Genomic DNA, 18,720 nt, shown 5'->3' with positions numbered 1-18,720 from the left:
GTGAAAATCTAGGCTACAACCTTTTTTGGATCTTAGTATAGATAAAAAGCTACCGCCATCTTTTTTTTGTGAAAAAATTTACCCGATAGCTTTTTATCTTTACTTGAGCCCTATCACTCGCTTAACTTAATGGCGATGGGGATGCCCCTACAACCTGACTGCTATGCTCAAACTCTTCCTGCGCATTGCCTCGCGCGCTTTCCTCAAAGATCGGACTTCCGGTTTGATCAACATCATTGGATTGTCTCTGGGTATGACCGGAGCCTTGCTCATCGGCATGTGGGTGACCAATGAACTGAGTTACGATCGTTACCATGATCACGCCGAGCGCATTTACCGCATCAAGAGTCACATCAAGGTTAGTGATACCGAGACCTGGCATTGGAATACGGTACCATTAAAATTGGCAGGCATTCTAGGTACCCAGTTGGCTGAAATTGAATTGATTTCCCAGTCTACTGGTGGGGCAGGAGAGGCTACGGTAAAGCTCAAAAACCAACTGATAAAGGTTGAGAAATGTGCAACCGTAGATTCGAGTTGGTTCAAAATGTTTAAATACGAATTTGTAAACGGCAGCCAGGAAGCCTTTTTCCAACACCCTAAAAGCGTCATCCTTAATCAAACTACCGCCCGCCAATTGTTTGGCGACGCCGATCCCATTGGCCAACTGTTGCGCATCGACACCAATGAGTGTGTCGTGCAAGGGATTGTCAAAGACGACCCACTCAACTCCAGTTTTAAGTTTAACCTGATGATTCCGCTGGCTCTGCGTCAAAGTGATCCCAACAATAAAGAAAACGACAGTAGCTGGGGCAATTTTAGCTACAACGCATACGCTCGCCTCCGCCCCGATACGGATGCCAAAAAACTAGGCAAGCAGATTACCCGGATTTTACGCAAAGAAAAGAACGACAGCACCATTGTGGCTACCATAGAGCCGATGAAGGACATGCGCTTCGATCAATCGGTGATGAACTCTGAAGCCAGTACCACCGACTTTAGCACGATTCGAATCTTTTTCATCATTGGGCTCCTGATTCTGGTGGTGGCCTGTATCAATTACGTCAACTTGTCCATTGCCCGTACCAGCAAAAGGGGCAAAGAAATTGGCGTGCAAAAAATAATGGGTGCGAGCAAAGGGCAGATGTTTAGCCAGTTTATGCTGGAATCTGCGGCCATGTGTACGCTTGCACTACTGGTGACTTTGCTGATGACCAAACTCAGCATGCCCCTTTTTAATCAGCTGACTGGAGAAAATTTTGAACTGAACCTCCTAGATTTCAATCTCTGGAAAATCATTCTGTCCGTTCTGGTCCTGGTTACGTTACTTACCGGAATTTACCCCTCTATTTTATTGTCTTCTTTCCAGCCGCTCAACATCATGAAGGGCAGCAATTTTTTGAGCAAACACAAAACCGGCTTTTGGAAAGGCCTGGCCGTTTTACAATTCGCTATTTCAGTGGGTTTGATTGTGAGCACCCTCACCATTTACAAGCAGTTGCAGTTTATCCGGAATACCAACCTGGGCTTTGACCGGGAATATGTGATGCGCATCCATTTCCCCTGGCAATTGCTCAGGACGCCTGGTGGTGAAAACACCATGAACCGAATGGTGCGGGAAATGGAAAACAACCCGGCCGTAAGTGGCATCAGCATGGCTTCTACCTCGATTGTCAATCATGGCTCCAGCAGCAGTGGCAACTTTGAATGGGAGGGTCGCAAAGAAAATGAAAATCCAACCTTTGCGCCATTTTCAGCAGATGTCAATTTTCAAAAAATCTTTGGTTTAAAATTGCTGGAAGGCCGCTGGTTCCAAGAAGGGAATAAAGCGGACGAAAGCAATTTTGTGCTCAACGAAGCTGCCGTCAAAATCTGCAACCTAAAATCACCCGTCATTGGTCAACGCTTTGAAGGCAATGGCATCAAGGGGCAAATCATCGGGGTGGTCAAAGACTTCCACCTGCGCGACATGCACGAAAAAATCCCGCCTGTGGTCATCAACGGAGATCCCAGTTGGCGGAGTACATTGTATATCAAAACCACGGGTTCTAATGCAAGCAAAGCCGTAGATTTTGCCAGCAAGCTCTGGCGCCAAAATATACCCGATCGCATTTTTGAATATCAGTTTCTAGATGACGAGTTTGAAAAACTCTACGAAAAAGACCAGCGCTCGGCTTTGATGTTCAACATCTTCTCGGTGATTGCCATCCTCATTTCCTGTCTGGGACTCTTTGCCCTGGCCGCCTTTACCGCTGAGCGCCGTACCAAAGAAATTGGGGTGCGCAAAGTTTTGGGTGCATCCGTTGCGGGTATTGTAACCCTTTTGTCCAAAGACTTTGTCATCATGGTCTGCATCGGCATCCTGATTGCTTCACCTTTGGCCTGGTACGTCATGCAGGGGTGGTTGCAAGATTTCGCCTACCGGATCAATATCGAATGGTGGTTCTTTGTAGTGGCCGGTTTGATGGCGATTACCATTGCACTGATTACCGTAAGTATACAAGCCATTCGGGCCGCGCTGGTGAACCCGGTGCAGTCGTTGAAATCTGAATAATTTTTGGGTTGAGAGGTTGAGGAATTGAGAAGTTGAGGCTGCCGCAGAAACTTAGACGCAGGCGACCCTCAACTCCTCAACTTCTCAACTTCTCAACTTCTCAACTCCTCTACTCATGGCCTACAATCCTTTAAAACTCGCTTTCAAAAGCCTCCAACGCAACCGCCTGGTGGCGGGGATCAACCTGCTTGGTCTGGCTTTGGGTTTTGCAGTGTGCACCCTGATCTTTTTGATGGTGTTGCACGAACGTGATTTTGATCGGTTTCACAGTCGCTTTGAGCGCATTTATCGCTTGAACACCACCTCGCGGTACGAGGGTGCGGCAGAGAGTACCGGGCCTTACAGCAGCTACCCGATGGGGCCTTTTTTGGCGAGTACCTTTGAAAAAGAAATTGAAAACTATACCCGCCTGTCTCCAATTGACCAGAATTTTGTGCTCACTTACAAGGGCCAGGCCAACACCATCCGCCAGGTCTTTGCGGTGGACAGTTCCTTTTTTCAGGTTTTTGATTTTCCACTGCTAGTGGGCAATCCGCGTACAGCTTTTGATGATGAACACAATGTGGTGCTGAGTAAACAAAAGGCCGAAGAAATATTTGGACATACCGATGTTTTGGGCAAAGTTTTGACCAAAACCTATGCCAACCCTTTCAAGCAAAATCAAGATACCGTAGAACAATTTAAAGTCAGCGGTGTGCTGGCCGAAATTCCGAGCCAGTCCCACCTGCAATTCGATATGCTTTTCCATGCCAAACGCCTGCCTTTTTGGGCCGTTTGGAATCCAGATATTGCCAACAATTGGCATGCCCAGGCAGTCATCACTTATGTGCTAACCCGCAGCGAAAAAGTTGATCTTGCTGCAGTAAAAAGGGCCATTCCTGAGCGGCTGAAGAAACGGATGGATCAATCCTCTAGCATTGCACTTCAGCTTCAACCGCTTCGGGATGTTCACCTGCGTTCCGGGAACTTGCAAGATGGCGAAGCCACCAATCACGCCAAATTTGATGAAGCTTACCTCTTGATGTTTGGAGCGATTGGCCTGTTTATTCTGTTTATTGCCTGTATCAATTATTCCAATCTGTCTACGATCATTGCCGGGCGACGCGGCAGGGAAATAGCAGTACGCAAAACCATTGGAGCTTCTCAGCAATCCATCGTTTTCCAGTTTTTGAATGAATCGGTACTGATGACTGCGCTGGCCTTGAGCCTTTCAGTAGGGTTTATTTTTGCCTTGCGTCCTTTTTTGCAACAAATTGAGTATCCACTGGCCGCCTTGAAGTACCTGTGGACACCAGGTTTTGGCCTGGCCATTGTGGGGGCGGTGTTTATGCTGGGAATTGCATCTGGGGCATATCCCGCTTTTGTAGTGTCCCGCTTTTTGCCCGTGAAAATATTCAGGGGAAGCAAGGGTTTGGAAATGCGGCGTAGCAAACTTATACCAGCATTGGTGGTTTTGCAATTTACAGTGGCTATTGTACTGGTTGTATGTACCTTGGTTTCATCCCGCCAACTCAATTTTGTGCTCAAAAGCGACATGGGGTACGCCACGGATCAAATCATGGTGGCAGACCTGGGTATGTCCAATATTTTTAAAAGCCAGGTAGTCAAAAGTGAAATAGAGAAATTACCAGGAGTAGTCTCCGTCGCATTATCCGACCAAACCCTGGGCTATGGCTTGACCCAAAATGGCATCCAATACCTCGGGAACTCAGGTAAGCAAGAGCACCTTGCCATTCCCCGGGTTGCAGTCGATCAAAACTTCATGGATTTTTACCACATGAAACTGGTAGCTGGCAAAGGCATCAGCCCCGAAGGGCCCGCCAAAGGCAATGAGTACCTGATCAATGAGACCTTGGCCAAAAAATTGGGATGGACAGCACAAGAAGCCATTGGAAAACAAATGCGTTATGCTGAAATGACGGATATGGGGCAGGTGGTAGGTGTGGTCAAGGATTTTCATTTCAGTAGTTTACACCGAAATATCGAACCACTGTGTATGCGGGCCAGCAATTGGACCACTTCAATCAGCGTAAAAGTATCCACCAAAGACCTGTCCAGCAACCTGGCTGCCATCACTAAGGCCTGGCAAAAAGTCATCCCCGACAAACCCTTCGATTACGAGTTTATGGACGATCGTTTTGCAACCATTTATGCTGCCGAAAGTCGTTTGAACCGCCTGACTCAGCTGGGCTCAAGTTTGGCCATCTTTATCGCTTGCCTTGGCTTGTTTGGCCTGGCGACCTATGCCGTAGAACGCCGTACCAAAGAGATTGGTATCCGCAAAGTGATGGGTGCCAGCATCAGCAGCATCACGGCTTTACTTTCGCGGGAGTTCATTCGCCTGGTGATTGTAGCAACCCTCATTGCGGGGCCAATCGCTTGGTACCTTTCCGAACAGTGGTTGCAAAACTTTAGCTACCGCATCACTCCCCAATGGTGGATGTTTCTGATTGCTGGACTGGGTGCTGCTGCCCTGGCTTTTTTGACCATCAGTATTCAAAGTGTCAAAGCCGCTTTGAGTGATCCTGTTAAGTCTTTACGCAACGATTAATTTTATTTTTTCCAAAATACACTCCTATGCTTACCAACTACCTAAAAATTGCCGTTCGCAACCTGATGAAGAACAAACTCTTCACTGGCTTGAATTTATTGGGACTGGCCCTGGGCATTGCCGTAGCTTTATTGCTGTTGGTGTATGTGCAGGATGAAGTATCTTTCGATCGTTTCCATACCAAAGTGGAGCGCATTTATCGGGGTGTTGTGGATGTGACTTTTGGAGAAGTTAGTGAAAGTTGGGCGACCTATCCCAACATTGTTGGCCCAACGATGAAAAGTGAAGTGGCTGGAGTGGAAGAGCAAATGCGCATGTGGGAGCACAATTTTGGAGACCCCGCTTTTGTCAGCACGGGTGAGCGCAAGTTTGTGCAAAAAAACTTCGCCTGGGCAGATTCGACCATTTTTAAAATTTTTGACCTTAAACTAACGGATGGCAATCCGGCAACTGCACTGAATGGTCCCAATAAAGTGATCTTGAGCAAATCGGTAGCGGAAAAATATTTCCCCAAACAGGATCCGATTGGCCGCCTGATCAAAATTGACAATTCGCTGGAACTGGAAATAACTGGGGTGTACGCCGATTTTCCTCAAAACTCTACCCTGGATGCCGAGGTAATTGGCTCATTTCCTAGTATGCCCTGGACGGTAAACGACCTGAGCTGGAGCAACTCCAGTTTTGAAACCTTCTTTTTGTTGAGTCCGGGTGCTGATCCAAGGGTAGTTGAGGCACAATTCAATAAAATTTATGAAAAAAATGTGCCCAAGCAAGGCCGCTGGATGAAATACCGGCTGCAAGCCATGACGGATGCTCACCTGCATTCGGCGACCATCGGGCATTCCTACAGTGATCGGACTGGTGACCCTCAACAGGTCCGCATCCTCATCATTTTGGCCATCGTGATCTTGGTGATCGCCTGCATCAACTACATGAACCTGGCTACTGCCCGCTCGCAGCAGCGTTTCCGGGAGGTAGGCATCACCAAAACAGTGGGGGCTACCCGCCTGCAATTGGCACGGCGTTTTTATCTGGAGACAGCATTGATGGTGGCCATCGCCCTGGTGCTGGGAGTAGCCCTGATGCTGGGAATTTTGCCGATTTTTAATGATTTGGCAGGCAAACAGTTTGGGGTTTTGGACGTACTTACACCTGCGGTTTTGTTGGGTTTATTGGCCATTGGTACCATCGTTACCCTGATAGCTGGTTCTTACCCGGCTTTGATGTTGTCTTCTTTTAACCCAAAACATTTGCTGCAAACTGCATTTCGCCAAAAGTCATCTGCGGGAATTTTGCGGCGCTCCCTGGTGGTGGTACAGTTTTCTGCCTCGATTATTCTGATCATCTGCACGGTTTTGTTTTACCAGCAACTCAACTTCATCCAGCAACGCAATCTGGGATACAAGCCCGATCAGGTGGTGGCCATCAACATGGCGGCTGCTGAGACCGGAGATCAGGTCAATGGTTTCAACAATGCTTGTAAAGCTTTAAGCAGTGTGCAGGAAGTGACGCGCGCTCAAACTTTCCCCGGCCAAGGGGGTAGTGGTCGCTCCATTTCTCCGCCCAACAATAAGACCCAAACCATTCCGGTTACCACCAACCACGCCAATGCGGAAATTCTGGATGTGTTGGACATTAAATTGCTGGCTGGAAAGTCTGTTCCAACCACGGAGAAAGACCCAAAAGATACCACCGTGCAAGTGGTGGTCAATAAATTTGTTGCCGACTTTTTGGGCTACACTCCTGAAGAAGCGATTGGTAAAAAAGCACCCAGTTTGTTTGACAACGCTGAAATCGTGGGGGTGATGGACAATTTCCACTTCGACAATTTCCATCAGCCTATTGGGGGCTATGCCTTCCACAACGCTCTTACGGAACCGCGCACCTACACCCTGATCAAATTGCAAACCCAGGATTTGCCACAAAGCATGAAACAAATCGAGGCCTTGTTCAATCAGAGCATGCCAACCTCGGCCTTCGACTATGTTTTTCTGGATGATCACCTGGATACCTTGTACCGCCGCGAACAGCGGACAGCCTCCGTGGTGATGGTGTTCTCTTGCCTGGCCATCCTGATTGCTTGCCTGGGCTTGTTTGGCCTGGCCGCCTTTACGGCTGAGCAACGCACCAAAGAAATTGGGGTGCGCAAGGTGTTGGGCGCGTCCATCGGCAGCATCGTACAATTGCTTTCCCGCGACTTTTTGCGTTTGGTGCTGGTATCGGTACTCATCGCGTCTCCGGTAGCCTGGTATTTTATGAATGGCTGGCTGAAGGAATTTGCCTACCGCATCGACATCCAATGGTGGGTCTTTGTAGTGGCTGGTGCCGGGGCTATGCTGATCGCTTTTTTGACAGTGAGCATGCAGAGTGTACGGGCGGCTACAGTGGATCCGGTGAAATCCTTGCGGAGTGAGTGATACTTGCTTAAAATCGAACGGTTGGGCGCGTTGATGATCAACCGTTCGATTTTCCTCATACTACAAAGTTTCCGCCCACACCATAATCTCATCAAAATCAGTAGAAATGATTTTGCCATCTGGTTGAATGAGGATGAAGGTCGGAAAACGCGTGACTTTAAAGGTTTTGACCGGAGATGCCTGCCTTGGTGACTTATTGTCCATCGGCTCAAACACATTCAACCAATCCATTTGCTGCGCTGTGACAAATTTTTTGACCTCGCTGAAATTATCATCGTAAGCCACGCTGATCATTTGTACAGGCTTCGCAGCAATTGTTTTATGCAATTTTTTGATTGCAGGCAATTTGGCAATGCAGGGTTTGCACCAGGTCCCCCAATAATCCAGGATCACATATTGGCCTTTTTTGAGCAAATCATTCAAGTTGATGCTGCTGCTATCCAAAGCCATCATTTGTACCTCGCCAGCGTAAAAACCCACCCGATCGCCAATTGGCCGCTCTATTCTCTCTAGTTTTTCCAAAAAAAGAGTGTCGGCAAAAGTGGAAATTCTTGTAAAAACATATCTGGATGGGCCAATCAACAGGGTATCGCCAGGTTTGTAATAGTCTTGGGGCACTGGTTTGCCATGATTTGGGGGAACCAATAAAGTGACAATACTTCCTTGATATGGTGCGGGGAGGTTGACACTGTTTCTAACATAAACCGTTTTTGTTATTCCTCCTTCTCGAACTTCTCCTTTTTCCCATTGATTATAGCGGTAAGCTAATTCAAGTGCCTGATCAATTTTTGTAGGGTATTCGCTGAAAAACCTTCGATTGGGATCGATGCTCATTTTTTGTTTTTTCAGCTTTAGCTTTCCAAATTGATCTACATATTCATATTGAAAGGTGATTTGGGGCAATTTAGCCAATTTTTTCTCCTGTTCTTCTTTGGGTAAGCTGTAAAAAGTTGTATCAAAACGCATGGTTTCTTCATCCGAAAAATCTAGGTTTTGGTTCAGATCAAAAATCAAAACCTTGTGCCCTTCGGCATCTAGTGCGGCTAGGACATAGGTGGTGTGTTTGAAAAATTGCTCACGTACATGGCTGGAATCAAACTTAAGCCGTTTGAACCACTGGTCAAATTGCTCTTTGGACAACAGGCCTTTGCGGAAACGATCGTAATGGTGTTGTGCGGGATTAAAAGTGAAAAATTTGAGCTGAGTGTGTTCCAGGGACTCCGGAATACCTTTAAGTGGGATGTTATCTTTTAAATTGCTAAAGACACTGGATACAGCACCGTATTGTGTAGTAGTGTCCGGTTTGAGCAAAATGCTTAATAAGGTTGGCTTATCTGATTGGGCATCGAGCAACCCTAGGCCAAATGCTATAAAGGCGAGGGTGAGTAGGGTGTGTTTTTTCATACTGCGGGCTAATTAACGAGTTGTGATTGTTAAAATAAGCTTTTAAAGGGTCAAATTTTAACGTATACTCATTGTAATTTATGCGAAAAACCTAAAAACTAACAATGATAGGGCGCTTGAGACGGATTTCAGAGAAATAACTCACCGCAACACCTTCTTATCAATTTTCCCGGTTGCACTCACGGGCAATACCTCCAAAAACTCAACATACTTCGGCACTTTGAACTTCGCCAGGTGCTGCAAACACCAGCCTTTAAGCTCCACTTCATCCAGCGAATGCCCTTCCTCCAGGGTGACAAAAGCCTTGCCTACCTCGCCCCATTTTTCGTCCTTCACCCCGATCACCGCTGCACCCGATATTTGCGGATGAGCTACGAGCACCCGTTCGATTTCTGCCGGATACACATTTTCGCCACCGGAAATGAACATGTTTTTAATGCGATCTACCACATAAATGTAGCCCTCTTCGTCTTGTCGGATCATGTCACCGCTGTAAAACCAGCCTTCGCGGATCGCACTGGCCGTAGCCTTGGGATTGCCCCAGTAGCCGGGAGTGGTCATGGGGCCGCGCAAGAGGAGTTCGCCGGGGGTATTGACCGGAACTTCCTCGCCGTTTTCATCCACAATTTTGATGTCTACATAAAAATTAGGCCGCCCAATGGAGCCTTTTTTGCGCATGGCATCGCGGTGGTGCAGGGAAAAAAGGTTGGGGCCCACTTCGGTCATGCCAAAACCCTGGCGGATGAAAACCCCCTTGTCGTGCCAGGTTTCGATGAGTGGAATGGGCATGGGTTCGCCACCCACGATGATGTAATACAAACTGGACAAGTCCGCCTCCGCGAAACCCTCACAGTCCGCAATCATTTTCAACATGGTGGGCACCCCCATAAAGATGCTCGGCTTTTCGACCTTTAAGGCTTTGAGCACCTCCTCTGCATCGAATTTTTTCATCAAACAAACATAGCCGCCATGATGCAGGAGCGGCGTGGTAAGCACATTCCAGCCTCCCGTGTGAAAAGGCGGCATACACACTACAGTACGGCTATGTGAGTTGATGACCAAACTCATGGCCGTATTGATGCTGTTCCAAAACAACATCTTGTGGGTGTACAAGGCACCTTTGGGGAAACCAGTTGTACCCGATGTATAGAGGATAAAAATCGGATGGTCTTCGTCCAAAAAAACGGGGGAAAAAGGCCATTCAGGTTGCTTTGCTGCGGCTTCCAACCAATGCCCCAGTTCCTCCATACTCCAGTGTAATTCAATGCTTGGAGTTGTCGGGGCTGCATCCAGCAAGGGCTGGTATTTTGTTTCTGCCAGCACCAATCTTGGCGTCGAATCTTGCAACAAATAATCAATTTCCGGTGCACTGAGCCGGTAGTTGAGCGGAACCAGCACCAGGCCCGTTTTTTGTGCAGCAGCAAATAGTACAATGTACTCCAGGCAACTGTCTGCCAATACCGCTACCCGATCGCCCAAATGTAAACCCAGATCTTGGGTCAGGTACCAAGCCAGACGGTTGGCCATTTTATTGAGTACACCGTAGCTAAGGGTACGGGCCGTTTCCCATTCTTTTACCGCAATTTCATCCGGGCTGTAGAGTGCCCATTTGCTGAACCAATCCATTGTGATATGTTGAGGGGTTGAGGAGTTGAGGATACCGCAGTGACTTAGACGAGAACTATTGTCAGCGTCGCTCGCGGTAGCCTCAACTCCTCAACTACATCTTAAACGCTGCCGAAGCAAAAGCCAATCCTCCACCCGAGCCGATGAAAAATACCAAATCTCCCGCTTTGGTTTTGCCTTTTTCTATCGCATCATTAAAAGCCATGGGAATACAGGCCGATCCGGTATAGCCGTAGTGGTGCATGATGGTATGCGCCCGGTCGCGGGGTACTTCCAGCAAGTCCAGGGTATCCCAAATCGAATTGATGTTGATTTGGGTGATGAAATACTGGTCTACATCCTGCGGGGTTGCACCAATCCGCTCACAAAGGGTTTGGGCCATTTGGGACCACATGCTCGGATTCAGGGTTTTGGGGAATTTTTGGACGAACTTCAATTGGTGGTCGTGGTTCGCCATTATGCCATCACTAATCGGGTGACGAGCACCGCCGCCATAAATCCCCATCCAACCGTGGTATTGCCCCTGCGAGATGAGTTGGCTGCTCAGGTAGCCGGCTTGTTCGTCATGATCGGCCCGGAGTACAACGGCGCCCGCCCCGTCTGCAAAAAGGGTAACGGTTTTTTTGTCTTCCAAATTGAGGTATTTGCTCATGGCATAAGCCCCAATCACCAGGATATGTTCGTAGTGTTCATCGGAACGGATGTACTTGACACCAATGTCCAGGGCAGTAACAAAGCCAGCGCAAGCTGTATTGATGTCAAAAGTACCCGCATTGCTGGCCCCCAAACGGGCCTGTACCACTGCTGCAGTGGAGGGAGAAACAAATTCCGGGGTATCAGTTGCAATCAGAATCAGGTCTAATTGTTCAGGTTTGAGGGAGGCGCGCTCCAATGCTTGCTGGGCTGCGGCTACACACAGGTCGGCGGTACTTTCATCCGGCGCACACCAACGGCGCTCGTGGATGTGTACGTTCTCGCTCAGCCAGGTGGCTACGTCTTCACCCAATAAATCGTTAAAATATTGATTGGTAACAACACGCTCCGGAGCATAGGCGCCGGTAGAAATGATGCGGGCGTTGCGCATTATCGAGAGGTTTGAAAGAAGAAAGTTGAGGAGTTGAGGAGTTTAGAGGTTGAGAAGTTGAGGCTACCGCAGCGACTTGGACGCAGACGACCCTCAACTCCTCAACTTCTCAACTTCTCAACTCCTTCAACGCTCCTTATTTTTTCGGTAGATCAACTTTCACTTCCAAAGACAACAAGCGACCAATCGCTGGCGAAGCCACAAACTCCCGTACTTCAGAACCAAAGAGGTTCACGGCTTGTGCAGCTACAGTGAGTTTGCCAAAACGGTAACCTGCACTCAGGTCCACGTTGAAAAAGCCACCGAGTGGGCCAAAGTTGAAGTTGCGACCAACCTGACGGTTTTCGTACACGGGTGAACCAGCGTAAATCAATTCGGGATTGGTTTTGGCCGCCACATTGATGCCAGAGAAAAAGTCATAAGCCTGTACCCAGCGCCCAAAGAAACCGGTGAAAAACTTGCCCTTGGAGTAATTCAGGCCCAAGCCCAACTTGTGAGTAGGGGTATTGATGGGTAAGTCGTTTTCGTTTACCTTGCCATCGCGGTTGCCATCGTTGGCGGTATCACTATTGTCCAAGTCGTAGTTGAACCAAGAGTAGTTCAATGTGGCCAACAAACCAGCAGCAAGGCTGTAATTGAGGGACACATCGGCACCGTAAGTGGCAACCTTACCAAAATTCAGGTAAGTCAGGACCAAAGTTGAGCCGGTAGCCGGAGTCCCCGGTACTACCTGACTCATGGGTACATCCCCACGGTGCGTCACCGTGCGGCCCCCGGTAGCAATGTTGATGGATGGACTGAGGAAGTTTTCAGAAGTATTGTAGTAGGCGTTCGCATCTACAAACAAACGCTCTCCAAGGGTGCTTTTGTAACCCACTTCTACGGTTTGAATGGTTTCTACTTTCAAACCCGGGATTTTGGTGCCATCCGACAAGGTGTAACCTACACTGTTGCCCAGCAATACCCCTCCGAAGATGTTGGCTTCCAGGTTCAGAATGGTCGGTGCAGCGATGCCCCGGCCATAGGTCAGGCGGAAAGAACTGGCATCGTTGTAATAAACCAATGCAGCCTTGGGAATGAAATTGAATCCGTACAACTCGTGGTCATCAAAACGGGCAGCAGCTACTGCTTTGAGGTGTTCGCCAAATTTGCGCTCAACTTGCAGGTAGCCACCAATCTGGGCTACTTCGATGTTTTCCCCTCCGTCCAGCAAGTAAGTTCCTTTGGAGTTGGCGCGGTCTTGCTGGTATTGTACCCCGAGGATGAAGTCGAAGCCTGCTACACTGTTGTTGTATTGGGCTTCGGCATTGGTGCGGTTGGAGTTGTCTTTAAAAACGGAGTTGCGGTTGAGTGGCACGCCTACCGTAGGGCTGATGCCGAACCACTGCTCCCCAAAAGAACGGCGACGAGATTCTTCTTCACTAAAACCAGCATCTTTGAACGACCAGTAGTTTTGGGTGCGCTGGTTCATGGCATAGGTGTCCTCGGTTTTAGAGTAGGTCTGGTAAGCCTGGACGAAGAACCGAGGCGATACGTAACGCAACTGGAACCAGTTGATTTGCCAGTCTTTGATTTGGTTGCGGCCAGCATTGGTTATCCCGATGTTGTTGCTGGTGCTGTGGCCGTAAGACAAAATGATGTCGGATTTGCTGCTTGGTGAGTAATAAAGGCCCGCTTCGCCCCGCAGAGAGTTGAAGTCGCGGTTCAGTTCCAATTCCGCAGATTTATGCCGGATGATTTTAGAGCCATCACCTGCACCACCAAAGAGTTTGTTGTCGAAGGCGGTATTGTTGTAATAAACCGTATCGGTATAGTCAAACTCGGTTCCTTTCAAGTATTCGGCACTCACTTTGAACGCAAATTTATCTCCCCATTTGCTGGCATGGCGGAAGCGGGTGCTCAGCACGTTTTGATTGCCTACCCCTACGGCTATGGTTGTTCCTTGAGAAGTACGTGGGTCTTTGGTGATCGTGTTTAACAAACCATTGTGGGCATTGGGGCCATAAAGAGCGGAAGAAGGGCCAAGGATGACCTCTATCCGCTCTACATCTTCCTTCACGGTAGTACTCAATGCACCCAAGGGCAAGCCAGTAGCAATAAGTGTGGTCAAACGGTTGTCGTTCAACTGTAAGTTTTTGGGATTAAAAGCACTATTGAAGCCCCGGGCATTGATACCTACACCAAGTACGCCTGAACGAACGTAGTCCACCCCCCTTTGGCGACCCAATAGCTCGGCCACATTAAAAGAAGGCAATTCACTGATGGCTTTGGAGTTGATCACGGTAATGGTGGCTGGGGCATTGGTCAATTTTTCGGCTTTGCGGGAAGCCGAAACCACCACCTCCTGCCCGAGCAACACTGCGGCGCCCATCGAAAAATCAACCGTAGTAGTTTCGCCGGCTTTTACAGTGACAATTTTTTTGAAATTTTGAAAACCTGTGTAGGTAACTTCAAGTGTGTATTCACCGGGTTTAACATCGACAATGGTGTACATTCCACTGGCGTCGGTGGCAGCGCCCTGGCTGGTACCAGCAATGACTACGTTGGCTCCCACCAACGCCTCGCCTGATTCTGAATCTTTTACTGTCCCCTTGATGGTTCCATTTTGAGCTTGCAGGCTGATGCAGGTAAACAGCGCCGCGCACAGCAACGTAAAGAGCGTATAGGCTTTTTTCATAACGAGTGCGTTTTGCATGAATTGAAATGATGAATGGTGAACAGGCTATTGGACAAAATATACTTTCAGCCAAGTCCCTGATGGTAATGAATGATTTCGGGATTAAAATTAGAAGGAGATTAATGTGCTGGAGGTAGGTCAAAAAAACTCAGGCAGGTTGACCTTTTGCAAATAGGTGGCTAAAATGAGTTCTAAATAATTGAAAAACAATACAATAGATCTTCCAATATCAAGCTTGACTCAGTTGTGGTTTTGCGGCCAAAGGGCTTTTTGGGGTATTGGCCTTAAAAATGCATAGTACACTGAAAATGAAAACAATGGGAAAAATAAAGGTTTGACTACAAAGTCATTTTTTCAGTGTGTTTGTTCGGATTAAGGTGAAGGTAAAAAGAAAAGTCAAGTGGTAAATCACCAATGCATTAGTTTGGCTTTGATTTTTGTAAAAAAGTAATAATTAGGTTTTTACAATATTTTTTTTCGCCCATTTTGAAAAGAATGTATAAAAATGGCTTTAAGTCAACCCAAGTACTTATTTTTCAAAACAAGTCAAAGATCATCTATCTCTATTACAATTAATTATTTTTCCGCCATGATTCTTTACCAAATAAAATAATTCAAAGTTCCGAGAAAATGAATTTACGAAGCGCTGTCATGGTTTGGTTCACCTGCATCATTCCATTTTTTGTGTACAGCCAAACGCAAGTCAAAAGTATGGAAGACATTCGATACCCTTTTGCGGTTAAAAAAATAACCTTACCCAATCAGGTCAATATCGCATATGCCGATGAGGGCAAAGGCAAAACCACCCTAATCTTCATCCATGGCTTGGGCAGCTACCTGCCTGCCTGGAAAAAAGTGGTGGAAGAACTGCGCCAGGATTACCGTTGTATAGTGGTCGACCTGCCTGGCTATGGTAAATCGGGACGGGGGGATTGGAGCTATGACATGGCTTTTTTTGCTGATTGTATTGAGGGTTTGGTCAAAAAGCTCAAACTGCGCAAGGTCAGTTTGGTTGGGCATTCGATGGGTGGACAAATCAGCCTGACCCTGGCGTTGCGTCAACCCCAGTGGCTGCAAAAACTGGTTTTATTGGCTCCTGCTGGTTTTGAAACTTTCAGTGAAGCCGATCGGGCCTGGTTTACCCAATACGTTACCCCCGCAGTGTTTAAGGCCACTCCGGTCGCCCAAATTGAACGGAACTTTGACGTCAATTTCTATGGAGCAAAAATGCCTGCTGACGCCCGTTTTATGTACGAGGATCGCCTATTGATGAGGGAAACTGCAGAATTTGACCAATATTGCAATATGATTCCCAAATGTGTGCAGGGGATGTTGCAGCAACCCGTTTTTGATCGCCTGAACGAAATCAAAACACCAACATTAGTCTTTTATGGCAATGACGATTTGTTGATCCCGAATCGAATTTTACACCCCAAGCTCAGTGTTGAAGCCGTTGCCAAACATGGGCAGGAACAGCTATCCCAAAGCCAATTGGTGATGGTGCCGGAGTGTGGTCATTTTGTGCTTTGGGACGGATACAAAACCGTTGTAAACTCGATGCGAATATTTCTCAACACCAAATAACCAGCTCAAATCTAGAGCCCCTCCTCGAAAGTCTGAAACTTTCGGGAAGGGGTTTTGGAATAGTGCGGCATTCAAAAATACCCTTCAATGAACAGACTACAAGGAAAGGTGTCTATAGTCACTGGCGGCGCCAGCGGAATTGGTAAAGCAACAGCCCTGCGCTTTTTGCAAGAAGGAGCCACAGTAGCGATTTGGGACATCAATGAAGCCAGCGGTAAAGCCCTTGCGACAGAATGGGCTGGCCAGGGTATGGCCTGCAAGTTTTACAAAGTCAACACTGCTGACATGGATGCTGTACAAGCGGGAGCCGATGCCGTTATGCAGGATTTTGGGCAAATCGACATCCTGATCAACAACGCGGGCATTACGCGGGATTCTTCTTTGAAAAAAATGTCGCCCTTGCAATGGCAGCAGGTCATTGATGTCAATCTCAGCGGGGTGTTTTATTGCACCAAAGTGGTGAGTGGCTACATGAGTGAACGCAATTATGGCCGCATCATCAACGCGGCTTCGGTGGTGGCCTTGTATGGCAATTTTGGTCAAACCAATTATGTCGCCTCCAAAGCTGGGGTGATCGGCATGACCAAAGTGTGGGCCAGAGAGCTTGGGCGCAAGGGCATCACCGTGAATGCAATTGCCCCGGGTTTCATCAAAACCGAAATGGTCGAAACCATTCCAGCAGAATACCTGGCAGATTTGGAAAGCCGTACCCCCGTGGGTAGAATGGGTATGCCGGAGGACGTAGCGAATGCATATTTGTTTTTGGCCTCAGATGAGGCCTCGTTCATCAATGGGGTGACCTTGTCGGTGGATGGGGGGCTTGTACTTTGATTTTTGTAATATTATCACATGCGCAACAAACTGCAAATCTTCACCAATTTCGCCAATGCCCTGCTGCCGCACGAAACGCGCTACCTGCTGTCCGTGCAGCAATTGGCCGATCAGGTGAAGCTCGGCGTTTTGGAGCGAGTGGATTACAATTGCCAACACATCAACCAATTTACCCCCTACGACCCCAACATCGACAAACGCAAGTACTCCCACCTCAAAAATTGGATACAACAACGCCTTGTCGAACTGGACGTTGATGCCCACTTTGAATGGATGAGCACCCTGGAGCGGCAAATTATCACTGATGCGGTACAGGCGGAGGAAGAAAAAACCTTGCTGCGCGAAATCCGGCAATATCAACACCCGGGCTTTTTTTTCACCAAATTTTATGAACTGGTCCAGCAATATCGCCATTTTTTGCTGATCCGCATGCGGTATGCCGACCACGAAACCGTGCACAAATTTTTGGAAACCCATCAGGAAGCCTACACCAATAGCAAGCGGATTTCCGAGCAATTCCATCAGGCTACACTCGACATTGTCAAGCAGTATTCCGAAAACTCCGCCGAATCCATTCAGTGGGAAAAATGGCTAACCCGCATTTTTTACGATGAGACCCTGGAGGGATACACGCGTTACATGGCTTTTGTACGCCTGACATTTATCAGCTTCAATTACCGCAAGCTGGATCTGTTGGGAGAAAAATTTGCTTACCTCGATCGGATTTTTGGTGAAGGCAAATTCTACTCCAAACGGATTTTGCTCAATTATTACCACTTGCGGATGTTGTTGCACGCGCGTTTGCGGGAGTTTGACAAGGCGATCCATTACGGCTATCTGTCCATACGGGGTAAAACCCACGACTACCTTTTTTACGTCAACAACCTGGGAGCAGTGTTGCTCCGTGCCAACAAACCCCAGGAGGCACTGACCATGATGCGCAATGCTGCGCCAGAAATGAAAAGCAGCCAGAATTTTTACAACAAGGTGGGCTTTGTGGCTTTTTACATCAAGTGTTTGCTGCAAAACCAGCTATTGCGCAATGCCGAGAGTTATGCAGAAACTTTCCTTTCCGCATACGAAAAGGAAGTGCTGCAATACCGCTGGCACACCTTTTTTACGGCTTACATGGGGGCTTTGTTGAGCCAGCGCAAGTTTCAAAAGATGATTCGGGTAACCACCAAGTACCGCTTGCTGGATTTGGAAAAAGGCTACGAAACCCGCCCCGACTATGTGCCTGCCCTGCTTTGGTACACCTCAATTGCGCAGTACAAGGAAGAAATTATTGATAAAAATACCCTCCAGCGTCGGCTCCAGGATTATTTCAATGCTCATAGGGGCGAAAAAGACCGCAGCCACCAGATTGGAGAACTCTTGAATGAGTTAAAACCCCATGCACCAGAAGTAATTAATTATTTGCAAATTTGGACGTAACCAATTATTTGTTTATTTTTGGAGACGATTTTTGAGGAAATTCTGCCCTTTGATGGCACTTTTTCCAATTCGTTGTTGTTAGGACAAGTCTCCAAAATCACCCATATGTCGACCCACAAGGAATCCATCATTGTGCAAAACGCACATGCCAACAACCTCAAGAATATTTCCCTGGAAATCCCCAAGCACAAAGTGGTCGCTTTTACCGGTGTTTCAGGCTCTGGTAAGTCCTCCTTATTATTCGACACCATATACCGGGAGGCGCAGCGACAACTGATCGAGACCTTTTCCGCTTTTGCCCGCACCTTCATGCCCAAGTTTTCAAGGCCAGATGTGGATGATATTTTGAACCTCTCCACTTCCATCGTCATTGACCAAAAAAAGATGGGCAATAACCTGCGGAGTACCGTAGGTACCGTCACCGAAGTCAATACTTATCTGCGTTTGTTGTATTCCCGCATCGGCCAGCCCCAGATTGGAGCTTCTTTCTTGTTCTCCTTTAACCACCCTGAGGGTATGTGTGAGCATTGCAATGGCCTGGGGAAAGTGGCAAAAGTG

The 18,720-nt window shown here is 47.7% G+C and carries 10 protein-coding genes and 1 pseudogene; 7 read left to right on the top strand and 4 right to left on the bottom strand.

The window, feature by feature from the left end; all coding sequences use genetic code 11:
• Positions 1–163: 163 nt before the first annotated feature.
• From SFV55_RS11610 to SFV55_RS11600, 3 genes are all read left to right on the top strand, one after another.
• On the top strand, positions 164–2,554 hold the full coding sequence (locus SFV55_RS11610) for an ABC transporter permease (protein WP_320029668.1): 2,391 nt from the start codon (positions 164–166) through the stop codon (positions 2,552–2,554).
• Positions 2,555–2,669: 115 nt separating this feature from the next.
• A complete protein-coding gene (locus tag SFV55_RS11605) occupies positions 2,670–5,105 on the top strand; it encodes an ABC transporter permease (protein WP_320029667.1) in 2,436 nt (811 codons plus the stop codon).
• Positions 5,106–5,131: 26 nt separating this feature from the next.
• Positions 5,132–7,522: an ABC transporter permease gene (locus SFV55_RS11600; protein WP_320029666.1), complete on the top strand. Its 2,391-nt coding sequence runs from the start codon at positions 5,132–5,134 to the stop codon at positions 7,520–7,522.
• A 60-nt stretch (positions 7,523–7,582) separates the two neighbouring features.
• On the opposite strand, the gene SFV55_RS11595 is transcribed toward SFV55_RS11600, so the two are convergent.
• The 4 genes from SFV55_RS11595 to SFV55_RS11580 all read right to left on the bottom strand — a co-directional run bounded on the left by SFV55_RS11595 (position 7,583) and on the right by SFV55_RS11580 (position 14,313).
• Positions 7,583–8,926 (bottom strand): TlpA disulfide reductase family protein, encoded by a 1,344-nt coding sequence (locus SFV55_RS11595; protein WP_320029665.1) that lies wholly within the window; start codon positions 8,924–8,926, stop codon positions 7,583–7,585.
• A 141-nt stretch (positions 8,927–9,067) separates the two neighbouring features.
• Entirely contained in the window at positions 9,068–10,552 is a 1,485-nt protein-coding gene (locus tag SFV55_RS11590; RefSeq protein WP_320029664.1) for a long-chain fatty acid--CoA ligase, read from the bottom strand.
• 94 nt (positions 10,553–10,646) lie between these two features.
• A complete protein-coding gene (locus tag SFV55_RS11585; protein WP_320029663.1) occupies positions 10,647–11,636 on the bottom strand; it encodes a ketoacyl-ACP synthase III in 990 nt (329 codons plus the stop codon).
• Positions 11,637–11,772: 136 nt separating this feature from the next.
• Positions 11,773–14,313 carry a TonB-dependent receptor gene (locus SFV55_RS11580; protein ID WP_320029662.1) on the bottom strand — a complete coding sequence of 847 codons (2,541 nt, stop codon included), beginning with the start codon at positions 14,311–14,313 and terminating at the stop codon, positions 11,773–11,775.
• Positions 14,314–14,943: 630 nt separating this feature from the next.
• Between SFV55_RS11580 and SFV55_RS11575 the strand changes: the two genes are divergently transcribed.
• From SFV55_RS11575 to SFV55_RS11560, 4 genes and pseudogenes are all read left to right on the top strand, one after another.
• Entirely contained in the window at positions 14,944–15,897 is a 954-nt protein-coding gene (locus tag SFV55_RS11575) for an alpha/beta hydrolase (protein WP_320029661.1), read from the top strand.
• Positions 15,898–15,984: 87 nt separating this feature from the next.
• Positions 15,985–16,728 (top strand): beta-ketoacyl-ACP reductase, encoded by a 744-nt coding sequence (locus SFV55_RS11570; protein WP_320029660.1) that lies wholly within the window; start codon positions 15,985–15,987, stop codon positions 16,726–16,728.
• A gap of 18 nt (positions 16,729–16,746) precedes the next feature.
• A complete protein-coding gene (locus tag SFV55_RS11565) occupies positions 16,747–18,162 on the top strand; it encodes a hypothetical protein (RefSeq protein ID WP_320029659.1) in 1,416 nt (471 codons plus the stop codon).
• A 105-nt stretch (positions 18,163–18,267) separates the two neighbouring features.
• Positions 18,268–18,720, top strand: a pseudogene (locus tag SFV55_RS11560) (ATP-binding cassette domain-containing protein); the annotation flags it as partial.

Origin of the sequence: Haliscomenobacter sp., from assembly GCF_033763495.1 — a bacterium.
Lineage (GTDB): Bacteria > Bacteroidota > Bacteroidia > Chitinophagales > Saprospiraceae > Haliscomenobacter.
Note: the sequence above shows the minus strand (reverse complement) of the source record. Positions and strands in the feature narration are given on the sequence as shown.

Excerpts from the sequence above, each read along its gene's own strand:
- SFV55_RS11565 (WP_320029659.1), top strand. The coding sequence starts at position 16,747 with ATGCGCAACAAACTGCAAATCTTCACCAATTTCGCCAATGCCCTGCTG.
- SFV55_RS11605 (WP_320029667.1), top strand. The coding sequence starts at position 2,670 with ATGGCCTACAATCCTTTAAAACTCGCTTTCAAAAGCCTCCAACGCAAC.
- SFV55_RS11585 (WP_320029663.1), bottom strand. The coding sequence starts at position 11,636 with ATGCGCAACGCCCGCATCATTTCTACCGGCGCCTATGCTCCGGAGCGT.
- SFV55_RS11580 (WP_320029662.1), bottom strand. The coding sequence starts at position 14,313 with ATGAAAAAAGCCTATACGCTCTTTACGTTGCTGTGCGCGGCGCTGTTT.
- SFV55_RS11610 (WP_320029668.1), top strand. The coding sequence starts at position 164 with ATGCTCAAACTCTTCCTGCGCATTGCCTCGCGCGCTTTCCTCAAAGAT.
- SFV55_RS11575 (WP_320029661.1), top strand. The coding sequence starts at position 14,944 with ATGAATTTACGAAGCGCTGTCATGGTTTGGTTCACCTGCATCATTCCA.
- SFV55_RS11600 (WP_320029666.1), top strand. The coding sequence starts at position 5,132 with ATGCTTACCAACTACCTAAAAATTGCCGTTCGCAACCTGATGAAGAAC.
- SFV55_RS11595 (WP_320029665.1), bottom strand. The coding sequence starts at position 8,926 with ATGAAAAAACACACCCTACTCACCCTCGCCTTTATAGCATTTGGCCTA.
- SFV55_RS11590 (WP_320029664.1), bottom strand. The coding sequence starts at position 10,552 with ATGGATTGGTTCAGCAAATGGGCACTCTACAGCCCGGATGAAATTGCG.
- SFV55_RS11570 (WP_320029660.1), top strand. The coding sequence starts at position 15,985 with ATGAACAGACTACAAGGAAAGGTGTCTATAGTCACTGGCGGCGCCAGC.